Origin of the sequence: Prauserella aidingensis (assembly GCF_024171865.1) — a bacterium.
GTDB classification, from domain to species: Bacteria; Actinomycetota; Actinomycetes; order Mycobacteriales; family Pseudonocardiaceae; genus Prauserella; species Prauserella aidingensis.
Genome location: NZ_JAMTCN010000018.1, coordinates 25,595 through 38,540 on the forward strand (window position 1 = coordinate 25,595; position 12,946 = coordinate 38,540).

12 protein-coding genes are annotated in these 12,946 nt (G+C 73.5%); 10 read left to right on the forward strand and 2 right to left on the reverse strand.

Features of this window, described 5'->3' with window-relative positions:
* Positions 1-18 precede the first annotated feature (18 nt).
* On the reverse strand, positions 19-855 hold the full coding sequence (locus LY13_RS17495) for a dienelactone hydrolase family protein (RefSeq protein WP_253829568.1): 837 nt from the start codon (positions 853-855) through the stop codon (positions 19-21).
* A gap of 204 nt (positions 856-1,059) precedes the next feature.
* Between LY13_RS17495 and glmS the strand changes: the two genes are divergently transcribed.
* From glmS to tsaE, 5 genes are all read left to right on the forward strand, one after another.
* The gene (gene glmS, locus LY13_RS17500) at positions 1,060-2,925 is read left to right on the forward strand and encodes a glutamine--fructose-6-phosphate transaminase (isomerizing) (protein ID WP_253829570.1); all 1,866 of its coding nucleotides are present in this window, start codon (positions 1,060-1,062) and stop codon (positions 2,923-2,925) included.
* 5 nt (positions 2,926-2,930) lie between these two features.
* The gene (locus LY13_RS17505) at positions 2,931-4,403 is read left to right on the forward strand and encodes an NAD(P)H-hydrate dehydratase (protein WP_253829572.1); all 1,473 of its coding nucleotides are present in this window, start codon (positions 2,931-2,933) and stop codon (positions 4,401-4,403) included.
* Between the two features lie 135 nt (positions 4,404-4,538).
* On the forward strand, positions 4,539-5,669 hold the full coding sequence (gene alr, locus LY13_RS17510) for an alanine racemase (RefSeq protein ID WP_253829574.1): 1,131 nt from the start codon (positions 4,539-4,541) through the stop codon (positions 5,667-5,669).
* A complete protein-coding gene (locus tag LY13_RS17515) occupies positions 5,666-6,673 on the forward strand; it encodes an alpha/beta fold hydrolase (RefSeq protein WP_308216360.1) in 1,008 nt (335 codons plus the stop codon). Before alr ends, LY13_RS17515 begins: the two co-directional genes overlap by 4 nt.
* Entirely contained in the window at positions 6,661-7,230 is a 570-nt protein-coding gene (gene tsaE, locus LY13_RS17520; protein WP_253829670.1) for a tRNA (adenosine(37)-N6)-threonylcarbamoyltransferase complex ATPase subunit type 1 TsaE, read from the forward strand. Before LY13_RS17515 ends, tsaE begins: the two co-directional genes overlap by 13 nt.
* A gap of 264 nt (positions 7,231-7,494) precedes the next feature.
* Here tsaE and LY13_RS17525 read toward each other — a convergent pair whose 3' ends face one another.
* Positions 7,495-8,925 carry an acyl-CoA synthetase gene (locus tag LY13_RS17525; RefSeq protein ID WP_253829671.1) on the reverse strand — a complete coding sequence of 477 codons (1,431 nt, stop codon included), beginning with the start codon at positions 8,923-8,925 and terminating at the stop codon, positions 7,495-7,497.
* 156 nt (positions 8,926-9,081) lie between these two features.
* On the opposite strand from LY13_RS17525, the gene tsaB reads away from it, so the two are divergent.
* From tsaB to LY13_RS17550, 5 genes are all read left to right on the forward strand, one after another.
* Positions 9,082-9,771, forward strand: coding sequence for a tRNA (adenosine(37)-N6)-threonylcarbamoyltransferase complex dimerization subunit type 1 TsaB (tsaB, locus tag LY13_RS17530; RefSeq protein ID WP_253829577.1), 690 nt, complete (start codon positions 9,082-9,084; stop codon positions 9,769-9,771).
* 143 nt (positions 9,772-9,914) lie between these two features.
* Positions 9,915-10,394, forward strand: a complete 480-nt coding sequence (rimI, locus tag LY13_RS17535) for a ribosomal protein S18-alanine N-acetyltransferase (RefSeq protein WP_253829672.1) — start codon at positions 9,915-9,917, stop codon at positions 10,392-10,394.
* Entirely contained in the window at positions 10,394-11,440 is a 1,047-nt protein-coding gene (tsaD, locus tag LY13_RS17540; RefSeq protein WP_253829579.1) for a tRNA (adenosine(37)-N6)-threonylcarbamoyltransferase complex transferase subunit TsaD, read from the forward strand. The genes rimI and tsaD overlap by 1 nt, the downstream gene beginning before the upstream one ends.
* A 13-nt stretch (positions 11,441-11,453) precedes the next feature.
* Positions 11,454-12,242, forward strand: coding sequence for a helix-turn-helix transcriptional regulator (locus LY13_RS17545; RefSeq protein ID WP_253829581.1), 789 nt, complete (start codon positions 11,454-11,456; stop codon positions 12,240-12,242).
* Between the two features lie 77 nt (positions 12,243-12,319).
* Positions 12,320-12,937, forward strand: a complete 618-nt coding sequence (locus LY13_RS17550; RefSeq protein ID WP_253829583.1) for a LysE family translocator — start codon at positions 12,320-12,322, stop codon at positions 12,935-12,937.
* The last annotated feature ends 9 nt before the right edge of the window (positions 12,938-12,946 follow it).

Here is a 12,946-nt window from a genome sequence, read left to right on the forward strand (position 1 = left end):
GGAGCCTGCTCCGCCGGGTCAGCCGGCCTTCGCGACCGCGGCCTTGTCGGAACCGGCGCCCGGCTCGTCGAGGTCGACGATCTTGGCGCTCTTCACGCTCTCGTCGAGCAGCGGGCGGTAGGTGTCGGTGCCGGTCAGGTGCGTCAGGAAGAACGCGGTCAGCAGCGCGCGTACGGTGCGGTGCGCCGCGCGGTTCGGCTTGCCGTGCACGAGCAGCCTGCTCCAGTGCATGCCCTCGGTGACGGCCAGGTGCGACGCCTTCGGCACGGTCCGCAGCTGCACCGGGCCGGCCCAGGCGCGGGCGATGGCCTCGGCGTTGCCCTGGGCGGGCGCCACGAGGTCGTCCTCCGCGGCCAGGTGTAGCCCGGGGCGGTCCACCTGCCGGGCCGCCGCCGACGCCGACGGGACCGTCTGTGCGGGCGCGAACGTGCCGACCGCCCGAACGGACTGCTCCTTCGCGGCCGCCAGCACCGCCGAGCCGCCGCCCGTCGAGTGGCCGCCGACGCCCAGCTTCTCCGGGTCGACGCTGATCGCGCCCGGTCCGAGCCGCACCCCGGTGATCATGTCCAAGGTCGACAGCAGATCGTCGGCCAGCAGCCGGTGCGACGGCAACGGCCCACCCTGCGTCGACGGAGCGGCCGTGACGATGCCCCAGCTCGCCAGGTGTCGCAGCAGCTCGCGGTACTGGCCGGTCGGCTGCAGCCACCCGTGGCCGAACGCGACGGCAGGCAGCCCGCGGCCCTGCTTCGGCGTGTAGACCACGCCCGGCAACCCGACCAGTGCCAGGTCGCCGCGCAGCACGTCGTGCGGTCCCGGGAAGGTGAGGTCCTCGAGCAACTGCTTCGCCTTGGCCATGCCGGGCAGATTACTCGACACCCCGCGACGACGAGACGCCCGACACAGGTGCGCGACCGGTGCGGCGGACGCCCCCAGGGGCACTTTGGTCGCATTCAATGCAACCAAAGTGCCCTTGGGGGCAACACCGGTCGTGCGGAGGCACGACGCGCGTCGACCGCGGCCGGCAGGGCGTCGCTCGGTCGTGTCGATACGCTGGAGGGCGTGTGTGGAATCGTCGGATACGTCGGGCACCGGGACGCACTGGATGTGGTGCTCGGTGGGCTGCGACGCATGGAGTACCGCGGCTACGACTCGGCGGGCGTCGCCGTCCTGGACGGGGCGGGCGGCCTGACCGTCGAGCGGAAGGCGGGCAGGCTCGCGAACCTGGAGGCCGCGCTGGACGAGGCGGGCCGGACGCGGTTCGCGGGCACGTCCGGGATGGGCCACACGCGCTGGGCCACCCACGGCCCGCCGGTGGACCGCAACTCGCACCCGCACCGTGACGCGGCCGAACGCGTCGCCGTGGTGCACAACGGCATCATCGAGAACTTCGCGCAACTGCGCGCCGAGCTGGAGGCCGACGGGGTCGAGCTCGAGAGCGACACCGACACCGAGACGGCCGCGCACCTCATCGCGCGCGCCTACGACAAGGACCCGGACACCGCGGGCGACCTGCCTGCCAGCGTGCGGGCGGTGTGCCGCAGGCTCGAAGGCGCGTTCACCCTCGTCGTGACGCACGCCGACCACCCGGACCTGATCGTCGCCGCACGCCGGTCGTCGCCCCTGGTGGTGGGCGTCGGTGAGGGCGAGACGTTCGTGGCCTCCGACGTCGCCGCGTTCATCGAACACACCCGTGAGGCCGTCGAGCTCGGCCAGGACCAGCTCGTGACGATCACCCGCGAGGGCTACGAGGTCAGCGACTTCCACGGCGAGCTCGCCCAGGGCAAGCCGTTCACGGTCGACTGGGACCTGTCGGCCGCCGAGAAGGGCGGCCACGAGTACTTCATGCTCAAGGAGATCGAGGAGCAGCCCGACGCGCTCGCCAACTCACTCCGCGGGCACTTCTCCGAAGGCCGCGTCGTCCTCGACGAACAGCGCATCTCCGACCAGGATCTGCGCGACATCGACAAGGTGTTCGTCATCGCGTGCGGCTCGGCGTACCACTCGGGCCTGGTGGCGAAGTACGCGATCGAGCACTGGTGCCGCCTGCCCGTCGAGGTCGAGCTGGCCAGCGAGTTCCGCTACCGCGACCCGGTGCTGGACCGCGACACGCTCGTCGTGGCCGTCTCCCAGTCCGGCGAGACCATGGACACCCTCGAAGCCGTCCGCCATGCCAGGGAGCAGAAGGCCAGGGTGCTGGCGGTCTGTAACACCAACGGCGCGCAGATCCCCCGCGAGTCCGACGCCGTGCTGTACACGCACGCGGGCCCGGAGATCGGTGTCGCCTCGACGAAGGCGTTCCTCGCGCAGATCGCCGCCAACTACCTCGTCGGCCTGGCGCTCGCGCAGGCCCGAGGCACCAAGTACCCCGACGAGGTGGGCCGCGAGTTCGCCGAGCTCGAAGCCATGCCGAAGGCGGTCGAGCAGGTGCTGTCGACCGTCGGCCAGGTGCGGGAACTCGGCGCGCGGCTCGCCGACTCGAAGGCGGTGCTGTTCCTCGGCAGGCACGTCGGCTACCCGGTTGCGCTCGAAGGTGCGCTCAAGCTCAAGGAGCTCGCCTACATGCACGCCGAGGGCTTCGCCGCGGGTGAGCTCAAGCACGGTCCGATCGCGCTGATCGAGAAGGACCTGCCCGTGGTCGTGGTGATGCCGTCGCCGCGGGGCCGCGCGGTGCTGCACGCCAAGCTGGTGTCGAACATCAGCGAGATCCAGGCCCGCGGCGCTCGCACGGTCGTCATCGCCGAGGAGGGCGACGAGACGGTGCGGCCGTTCGCCGACGAGCTCATCGAGGTGCCCGCCGTGTCGACGTTGTTGCAGCCGCTGGTGTCGACCGTGCCGCTGCAGGTGCTGGCGGCCGAGATCGCCCGCACGCGCGGTTACGACGTCGACAAGCCGCGCAACCTCGCCAAGTCCGTGACGGTGGAGTAGCCCCCGTGCGCGGCGCGTGGACGACCGCCGGGGTGCGGGAGGCCGAGGACGAGGTCCTCGCCCGCACACCCGACGGTGCGCTCATGCAGCGCGCCGCCCATGCCGTCGCAGTGCGCGCGGCGGCGCTGCTCACCGATCACACCGGCGGCGTTTCCGGACGCCGCGTGCTGCTCGTCGTCGGCGCGGGCAACAACGGCGGCGACGCGCTGTGGGCGGGGGCGTTCCTGCGCAGCCGCGGCGTGGGCGTCGCCGCGGTGCTACTCGCTCCCGAGAAGGCGCACGCCGCGGGGCTGGCCGCGTTGCGTCGCCGTGGCGGCCGCGTGCCGGCCGACGCGGATGTTCCACAGTGGATCGAACGGGCCGACCTGGTCGTCGACGGCGTGGTCGGCATCTCCGCCCGCGGTCCGCTCCGGCCCGCCGCCGCGGACGTGTTCGACCGCGTCACCGCGCCCGTGCTCGCCGTCGACCTGCCCAGCGGTGTCGACCCCGACACCGGCGCCGTCGACGGTCCCGCCGTGGCGGCCACCGCCACGGTCACGTTCGGCGCCCGCAAACCCGTCCACCTGCTCGCGGCCGGGCGGTGCGGCGACGTCACGCTCGTCGATCTCGGCCTGCCGCTCGGCGCCGACCACGGCAGGCCGCCCGCACTGCGGCAGCTCGACGTCGCCGACGTCGCCGCGGCCTGGCCGGTTCCCGCACCCGAGGACGACAAGTACACCCAGGGCGTGGCGGGTATCGCCGCGGGCTCGGCGACCTACCCCGGCGCGGCGGTCCTCGCCGCGGGCGCCGCGGTGCGCGCGACGTCCGGCATGGTGCGCTACGCCGGTCCCGCCGCCGACGAGGTGCGGTCCTGGTGGCCCGAGGTCGTCGCCACCGGGTCGGTGGCCGACGCGGGACGCGTGCAGGCGTGGTCGGCGGGCCCCGGCCTCGGCACGGGCCGCGACGGCTCCGACGTCCTCGCCCACGTCCTCGGGCAGGGCGTGCCCGTGTGCGCCGACGCCGACGCCATCACGCTCATCGCCACCCGGCCCGAGGTCCTCGACGCGCGGGACCCCGACACACCGCTGGTGCTCACCCCGCACGACGGCGAGTTCGCCCGCCTCACCGGCGACTGCCCCGGCGCCGACCGCGTCACCGCCGCCCGCGACGCGGCCCGCCGGTTCGACGCCGTCGTGCTGCTGAAAGGCCACTGCACGCTCGTCGCCGCCCCCGACGGGCGGGTGCTCGCCAACCGGCCGCGCGGCGCGTGGCTCGCGACCGCGGGTTCCGGCGACGTGCTCTCGGGCATCCTCGGGGCGCTGCTCGCCGCGGGACTCGACCCGTGGCTCGCTGCCGGGGCGGCCGCCGACGTGCACGCCCGCGCGGGGGAGATCGCCGCGGCCGGGGCGCCGACGTCGGCATCCCAGGTGCTCACGGCGGTACCGGAGGCGATCCGGCGGGTACGTGCGTTGTGCGACGATGGCGCACACGGTGCGTGAACGGCGGCGTCGGCCCCGGACACGCGGCGTCCCCGCGAGCAGCCCGACGGTCCACCCCGGCGACCGCCCGCGAACGAGGGGCCGAACAGTGGCTCCGCACCCCGGAACGACACTCGACAGCAGCGCAGGAACCTCATGACCGCACACACCCGGCCGGCGCGGGCGCTGGCGACCGTGGACCTCGGCGCGATCCGCCGCAACGTCGCACTGCTCTCGTCGCGCGCGGCCGCGTCGGGCGCCGCGACGATGGCGATCGTCAAGGCCGACGGCTACGGCCACGGCGCCGAGCAGGCCGCCCGTGCGGCCCTGCGCGGCGGCGCGACGTGGCTGGGCGCGTGCTCGATGGCCGAGGCGCTGGCCCTGCGCCAGGCCGGTATCGATGCGCCGCTGTTCAGTTGGCTCGAGTCGTGGGACGCCGACTTCGCGCCCGCGCTGGAGGCGGGCATCGACGTGTCGGTGTCGTCGGCCTCCGAGCTGGCGCGCGTGGCGGGCGCCTCCGCACGCACCGGCAAGCGGGCGCGGGTGCACCTGAAGATCGACACGGGGTTGTCACGCAACGGCTGCCCGCCCGAACTGTGGCCCACGCTGGTCAAGGCCGCCGCCGCGGAATCGGGTGTGGACGTCGTCGCCGTGTGGTCGCACCTGGCCGCCGCCGACGAACCGGGACACCCGTCGATCGACCGGCAGGCCCGGCGCTTCTCCGAGGCTTACGATCTCGCGCGCGAGGCGGGCCTGACCCCGTTGCGGCACCTGGCGAACTCGGCGGCCACGCTCACCCGCCCCGACCTGCACTTCGACCTCGTCCGCCCGGGTATCGCGATCTACGGCCTCAACCCCGTCCCCGAGTCGGCGGACCTGACGCCCGCGATGACGTTCTCGTCGCACGTCGTGCTGACCAAGCGGATCGCCGCGGGCGAAGCGGTGTCCTACGGCCTCACCTGGACCGCCGAGCGGGACACGACGGTCGCGCTCGTGCCCGTCGGCTACGCCGACGGCGTGCCGCGCACGCTGTCGGGCCGGATGGACGTGTGGCTCGGCGGGCGCAGGCGCCCCGTCGTCGGCCGGGTGTGCATGGACCAGATCGTCGTCGACTGCGGCGACGACGAACCGCCGCTGGGCGCCGAGGTCGTGCTCTTCGGCACCGGCTCCGAGGGCGGGCCGACCGCACGCGAATGGGCGGACACGATCGGCACGATCGACTACGAGATCGTCACCGGCATGTACCGGCCCCGCGTGCAGCGCACCTACCCGGGAGCGGAGTCGTGACCACGGAGGCGGGCAGGCCGGAACCCGAGGACGTCCTGGGCGCGCCGGGCGACGGCAGGGTCTCGACGGTCGCCGCCGAGGACGGCACGCCGCTGATCGTCGAGGAGATCGCACCGCGGTCGGCGAAGGCGGCGCTGACCGTGGTGGGCGTGCACGGCTTCGCCCTCTCGCGGCGCAGCTGGCACTTCCAGCGCCGGGCGCTCACCGCGCTCGAACAGCCGGGCGTGCGACAGGTGTACTACGACCACCGCGGGCACGGCGAGTCCGGACCCGCCGACACCGGCACCTGCACGATCGAACAGCTCGCGGCCGACCTGCACGTCGTGATCCGTACCGTCGCGCCCGGTGAACCTGTCGTCCTGATGGGACACTCGATGGGCGGCATGGTGCTGATGGAGCTCGCCCAGCAGGCACCCGAGCTGTTCGCCTCCCAGGTGTGCGGAGTGGCGCTGCTGGCCACCGCCGCAGGCGAGGTCGGCAGCCACGGACTGCCGAGATCGTTGCTGTCGCGGAAGAACCCGATCACCCGTGGTGTCGGCGAACTCGCCGGATGGCAGCCGGGGCTCGTCGAGTTCGTGCGCGCCGCGGGCGGGCAGCTGACCCGCACCGCCGTGCGGCACCTGGCGTTCGGCAAACACGACGTGCCCTCCGAGGTCGTGTCGTTCATGCAGGAGATGCTGGCGGTGTCGTCGGTGAAGCAGCTGGCCGGTTTCGCCGACACGTTCGGCACCCACAATCGGTACGCGGCGCTGGCCGGGCTGAAGCACGTGCACACGCTCGTCGTCGGCGGGGACGCCGACCGCATCACACCGCAGGCGCACACCGAACGCATCGTCGCCGAGCTGCCGGACGCGTCGCTGCTGCGTCTTCCCGGCGCGGGGCACATGCTGCAACTGGAACAGCCGGACGAGGTCAACGGCCACGTGATCGAACTGGTGCAGCGGTGCGCGGGTGTCACGGGCAGGGAGAAGACGAAACGGAAGTCGAGGTGGTGGCGCCGGTGACCATCGAACTGACCACGGCCGACGACGCGATCCGATTCGGACGGTCGTTGGGCAGGGCGTTGCGGGCGGGGGATCTCGTACTGCTGGCAGGCCCGCTCGGCGCGGGCAAGACGACGATGACGCGCGGCATCGCCGAGGGCATGGGCGTGTCGGGCCGCGTCAGCTCACCGACGTTCGTGCTCGCGCGCGTGCACCCCGCCTCCGGCGACGGGACTTCCGGGGACGGCTCATCCGGGGACCGCTCATCCGGGGTCGGCGCCTCCAGGGGCGGTGCCTCCGAGGACGGCTCATCCGGGGACGGCGCCTCCGAGGACGCTGTCGCGCTCGTCCACGTCGACGCCTACCGGCTCGGCGGTGACCTGTCCGAACTGGACGACCTCGACCTCGACGCGGAACTCGATCGGTCCGCGGTCGTCGTCGAGTGGGGCGAGGGGCTGGCCGAGCCGCTGTCGGAGGACCGTCTCGTCGTCCGCATCGCGCGCCACGCCGACGACACCCGCACCGTCACGTTCGAACCCCACGGAACCTGGAAGACCCGCGTCGACACCCTCCCCTGACCCCGCGTGTTGCGGATCCCGGAGCCCGTGTTGCGGGTTGCGGAGCGCGTGTTGCGCTTCCGGGGGCGCGTGTTGCTCCCGCCCGTCGCCCGGCCACCACCCCTCAACGACGCGCTACCGCGCGACTGTGTTCCCGGGGCGCGTGTTGTCGATTCGGGGAGCCGGGTCGTCGCCGGTGGAAGCCGTGGCGCCGCTCGGTCGACGATGCCGCAGGCGAACGCCGAGGCGACGGCGTCGATCATCCCGCGGGCCGAATCGGGCAGGTCACCCATGGAGCGACCGCTTCATCAGCTTGCCCATGTCGTTGCGCGGCAACCGGTCGAGGAACCGCACCACGCGCGGCCGCTTGTGCGGTGTCAGCAGGCGGGCCACGTGGTCGGCGAGTTCCGCCTCGGCCGGTGTGGCGCCGGCGGGCACGACCCACGCCACGATCCGCTCGCCGAGGTCGTCGTCGGGTTCGCCGGTCACCGCCGCCTCGGCCACGCCGGGATGTTCGATGAGCGCGTTCTCGATCTCACCGGCGCCGATCTTGTAGCCGCCGGACTTGATGATGTCGGTGCCCTTGCGGCCCACGATCTTGACGTAGCCGTCGGCGTCGCGCGTGGCCATGTCACCGGTGCGGAACCACGAGTCGTGGAAGGCCTCGGCCGTGGCGTCCGGCCGGTTCAGGTACTCGGTGAACAGGTTGGGCCCCCGCACCTCGATCTCGCCGACGGTCTCGCCGTCCCACGTCGTGATCGGCGTGCCGGACTCGTCGACGAGCCGCAGCTCGACGCCGCGGAGCGGGACGCCGACCGTGCCCGGTTTGCGTTCGCCGTCGGCGCGCACGCTGGTGTTCATGAGCGTCTCGGACATGCCGTAGCGCTCGACGACCCGCCTGCCGGTCGCGGCGTGGATGCGCTCCTGGTCGTGCACGGGAAGCGGGGCCGACCCGGAGACGAGCAGCCGCGCGCCGCGCAGTGCCCCGGCCAGCGCCTCGTCGGAGTCGACCTCGTCCGCGATCCGGTGGTACATCGTCGGGACGCCGAACATCATCGTCGCGCCGCTGGTCAGCGCGCCTGTCAGCGCGGCGATGGAGAACGTGCCGAGGTGCCACACCGTGCCGCCGCGGCGCAACGGGCCGAGCACGCCGAGGATCAGTCCGTGCACGTGGAACAGCGGCAGCCCGTGCACCACGGTGTCGTCCGACGTCCACTGCCACGCGTCCTCGAGGGCGTCCAATGTCGAGGCGATCGCCCGTCGCGGGAGGACGACTCCCTTCGGCGCGCCGGTCGTACCGGAGGTGTAGACGATCAGCGCGGGCGCCTCGGCGTCCGGTTCCGGCAGCGGGTCCGCCGTGGCGGGTGCGGCGTCGACGTCCAGGCGCGGCACGTCGGCCAGTCCCGGCGGCAGGTCGTCGCCGCCCGCGGCGAGCACCAGACCGGGCTCGCTGTCGGACACGATGTGCGCCAGTTCGCGCTCGCCGATCTTGGGGTTGATCGGCACCGCGGGCACTCCCGCGAGCAGTGCGCCCACCACGGCGACGGCGGTCTCCAGGGTCGGCGTCGCCCACACCGCCACGCGGCCCACGCCGGTCAGCCTGGCTGCCAGTGCGCCCGCGGCCCCGGCCAGGTCGTCGTAGGTCAAGGTCTGTTCGCCGAACCGCACCGCGGTCTTCGCGGGCGGGGCGGACAGGGACGGCAGCAACGGCGGCACGCTCACACGGTCTCCTCGGTCGGGTCTGGCTCGCGGGCCTCCTCGTCCGGAGCCCGGCACGACAAGTATCAGCTCCGTGGCCGCCTGCGCCATGGTCACGGCGCCGCGGGCGGAGACGCGCGCGAGTAGTCGGCCGCGACGTCGTACGCTCGAAGGGTGCTGATTCTCGCCCTCGACACCGCCACACCCGCGGTGACCGCCGGGATCGTCCGACTGTCCGGACCCGCCGCCGCAGCAGCTCCCGCGGCCGCCGACGGCACGGCGCCCGGCCCCACCGCGTCCGGCCCCGTCGGCGCGGACGTCGCGGAGCCCGTCGTCGAGCAGGTGGCCGCGCGCGTGACCGTCGACCCGCGGGCGCACGGCGAGCTGCTCACCCCGCACGTACTGGACGCCGTCGCCGACGCCGGGATCACGCTCGCCGACGTCGGCGCCGTCGTCGTGGGCACGGGCCCCGGGCCGTACACCGGACTTCGGGCGGGCCTGGTGACGGGCGCGGCGCTGGCGCACAGCCTCGGCGTCCCGGCCTACCCGGTGTGCACGCTCGACGCGATCGCGGCCGGTCCGGAGGGTGCGGCGCTGGTCGTCACCGACGCCCGCCGCCGCGAGGTGTACTGGGCGACCTACGACGCCGGGGCACGTACCGACGGTCCCCACGTCGGGCCGCGCGACGAGGTACCGGAACCGGCGGGGCGCCTCGCCGACCACGAACAGCCGACGCCGGCAGGCATCGTGCGTGCAGCGGCGCCGGACGTCCTGGCCGGGCGCGAACCGGGGCCGTTGACGCCGCTGTACCTGCGCAGGCCCCACGCCGCCGAGCCGGCGACCAGGAAGCGGGTGACGGCGTGACCCTCGGCGACCGCCCCTTCGGAAGCCCCGACGGCGCCGCGAACCCGAACGGTGCGGCGGCCGACGGCGCGGCCGTCCACGCCGACGGCGCGGTGACCGGGCCGAGCGACCCCGACGGTGCGGCACCCGCGAGGCTGGAACCGATGCGCAGACGGCACGTGCGGGAGTGCGCGGAGATCGAGAAGGTGCTGTTCGCCGGGGACAGCCCGTGGCCACCGGCCGCGTTCCACAGCGAACTCGACCTCGGCGGGTACTACCTCGTCGCGGTCGACGGTTCGGTCTCCGGCGGCGACGAGCACGTGCTCGGCTACGCGGGCCTCGCCGTCATGGGCAAACGCGGGGACCACGAGACGAGCCTGCACACGATCGGGGTGCGCCCGGAGCATCAGGGCACCGGCCTCGGCCAGGCGCTGCTGCGGGCGGTGCTGGCGAGGGCCGACGAGCTGGCCGCGCCCGTGTTCCTCGAGGTGCGCACCGACAACGACAGCGCGATCGGACTGTACGAGAAGCACGGATTCCGGCGACTGGGCGTGCGCAAGGGCTACTACCAGCCTTCGGGCGCCGACGCGTACACGATGCGCCGGGACGCGATCACCGGTGAGCGACAGGAGGACGGCCGCTGATGGCGAGGATCATCATGGGCATCGAGAGCTCGTGCGACGAGACCGGTGTCGGGCTGGTCGCCGCCCACGACGACGGCACGGTGGAGCTGCTGGCAGACGAGGTCGCCTCCAGCGTGGAGCAGCACGCGCGGTTCGGCGGCGTCGTGCCGGAGATCGCCAGCCGCGCGCACCTCGAGGCGATGGTGCCGACGACCCGCCGCGCGTTCGACACCGCGGGCCTTTCGATGTCCGATGTGGACGCGGTCGCCGTGACGGCCGGTCCCGGGCTGGCGGGCGCGCTGCTGGTCGGCGTCTCCGCGGCGAAGGCGTACGCGGCGGCGCTCGACGTGCCGCTGTACGGCGTCAACCACCTCGCAGGGCACATCGCGGTCGACACGTTGCAGCACGGGCCGTTGCCTGCGCCGTGCCTGGCGCTGCTGGTGTCCGGCGGGCACACGCAACTGCTGCGGGTGGACGACATCGCGGGCACGATCACCGAGATCGGCTCCACTGTGGACGACGCCGCGGGGGAGGCCTACGACAAGGTGGCCCGGCTGCTCGACCTGCCGTATCCCGGCGGCCCGCCGATCGACAAGGCCGCCCGCGACGGTGATCCGCAGGCGATCGCGTTCCCGCGCGGCATGACGGGACCGCGGGACGCGCAGTTCGACTTCTCGTTCTCGGGCCTGAAGACCGCCGTGGCGCGGTGGGTCGAAGGTGCGCAGGGACGCGGCGAGGAGGTGCCGGTCGCCGACGTCGCGGCGTCGTTCCAGGAGGCCGTCGCCGACGTGCTGACGGCCAAAGCGGTGCGCGCCGCGACCGAGGCCGGGATCGGCACGCTCGTCGTCTCCGGTGGGGTGGCGGCGAACTCGCGGCTGTCGGCGCTGGCGCAGGAGCGGTGCGCCGAGGCCGGGATCGAACTGCGTATCCCACGGCCCCGGCTGTGCACCGACAACGGCGCGATGATCGCCGCGCTCGGCGCCCACGTCGCGGCCGCGGGCCACAAGCCCAGCTCCCTGGACCTGTCGGCCAACCCCGGCCTGCCCGTGGACACGGTCCTGGTCTGAGGGGAGCGAGAGCGTGGGGGAATTCCGGCGCAGCACGGCGGTGCCGCACCTGGAGGTGCGCCGCTCGTGCCGGCACGACACGTGCTACCGCCCGCACTTCCACGACACGTTCTCGATCGGGTTGATCGACAGGGGATCGTCGGTGTTCACGGGGTCGCCCGCGGGCACGATCCGCCTGCAGCCGGGTGACGTCGTCGTCATTCCGGCCGGGCACGTCCACGCCTGCAATCCCGACGACGGGCCGTGGCGGTACCGGATGGCGCACATGGGCCAGGAGTGGGCGGTCTCCCTCGTGTCCGGCGGCGCGGCGGACCGCCTGCTGTCCGGGATCGGGGTGCTGCGCCGCGACGAACTGCATCGGCGGACTGCCGCCGCGATGCAGACCGTCGTCGCCGATGCGGAACCCGCGCGCATCGAGGCCGAGTTCGCCGCCGCGCTGACCGAACTGGCCGCAGCCGCACCGGAACACCTCGTCCCCAGCGGCACGGATTCCGCGCTGCGCACGCGATTGCGCCCGGTCATGGACCGCCTGCGCGGTGACGAGACGAACCCGCCGCTCGACGAACTGGCGCGGTCGGTCGGCATGACCAGGTACGGCCTGGTGCGGGCGATGCGGCGCGCGACCGGTCTCACGCCACTGGCCTGGCGGCAGAACGCCCGCATCGTGCGGGCCCGGTACCTGCTCCGTGCGGGACTGCCGATCGCCGACACCGCACAGGAACTCGGGTTCACCGATCAGAGCCATTTCCACCGCGTGTTCCGCGCGCACGTCGCCGTCTCGCCGGGCGCCTACCGCGGCTGAGCGCAAGAACGTACAAGATCCCGGCCCCGGCTGTTGCGCATGCTCGGCGTGTTCGTCGCCGAGACATGTGAGGGGACATGGAGCAGTTCGCCGCGGTCGCCGCCGCCCACTTCCTCGCCCTGCTGATTCCCGGGGTGGACTTCTTCCTCATCGCACGCACCGCGATGACGTCCGGCTGGCGCAGCGCCACCGGAGTCTGCCTGGGTATCGCCGTCGCCAACGGGATCCTCATCGCGGCGGCGTTCTCCGGCGTGTCGTTGCTGTCGCATCCCGTGCTGCTCGACGGGATCCGTGTGGCGGGCGGGGTGTTCCTCGTCGTCGTCGGCGCCGCGTTCGTCAGGGCGAGAGTCAGGGTCGACGTCGAACAGGGTCCGCGTGCCGAATCGGCGACGTGGCTGCGCGGCGCCGGACTCGGCTTCACGTCGGGCCTGCTGAACCCGAAGAACGCGCTGTTCTACGTCAGCCTCGCCGCCGCGGTCGCCACTGCCCGGCCGCCGGCACTCGTGCTCTACGGCGCGTGGATGGTGACGGTCGTGCTCGGCTGGGACGTCTTCGTCGCTCTCGCGCTCGGTTCCCGGCGGGCGCTCGCTCGTATGGACCGCGTGCTGCCGTGGCTCACGAAGGCAGCGGGCGGCTTCCTCGTCGTGTTCGGCATCGCCATGATCGCCGGCCTCGCCGCGGGGCTCGTCTCCTAGTGGGAACAC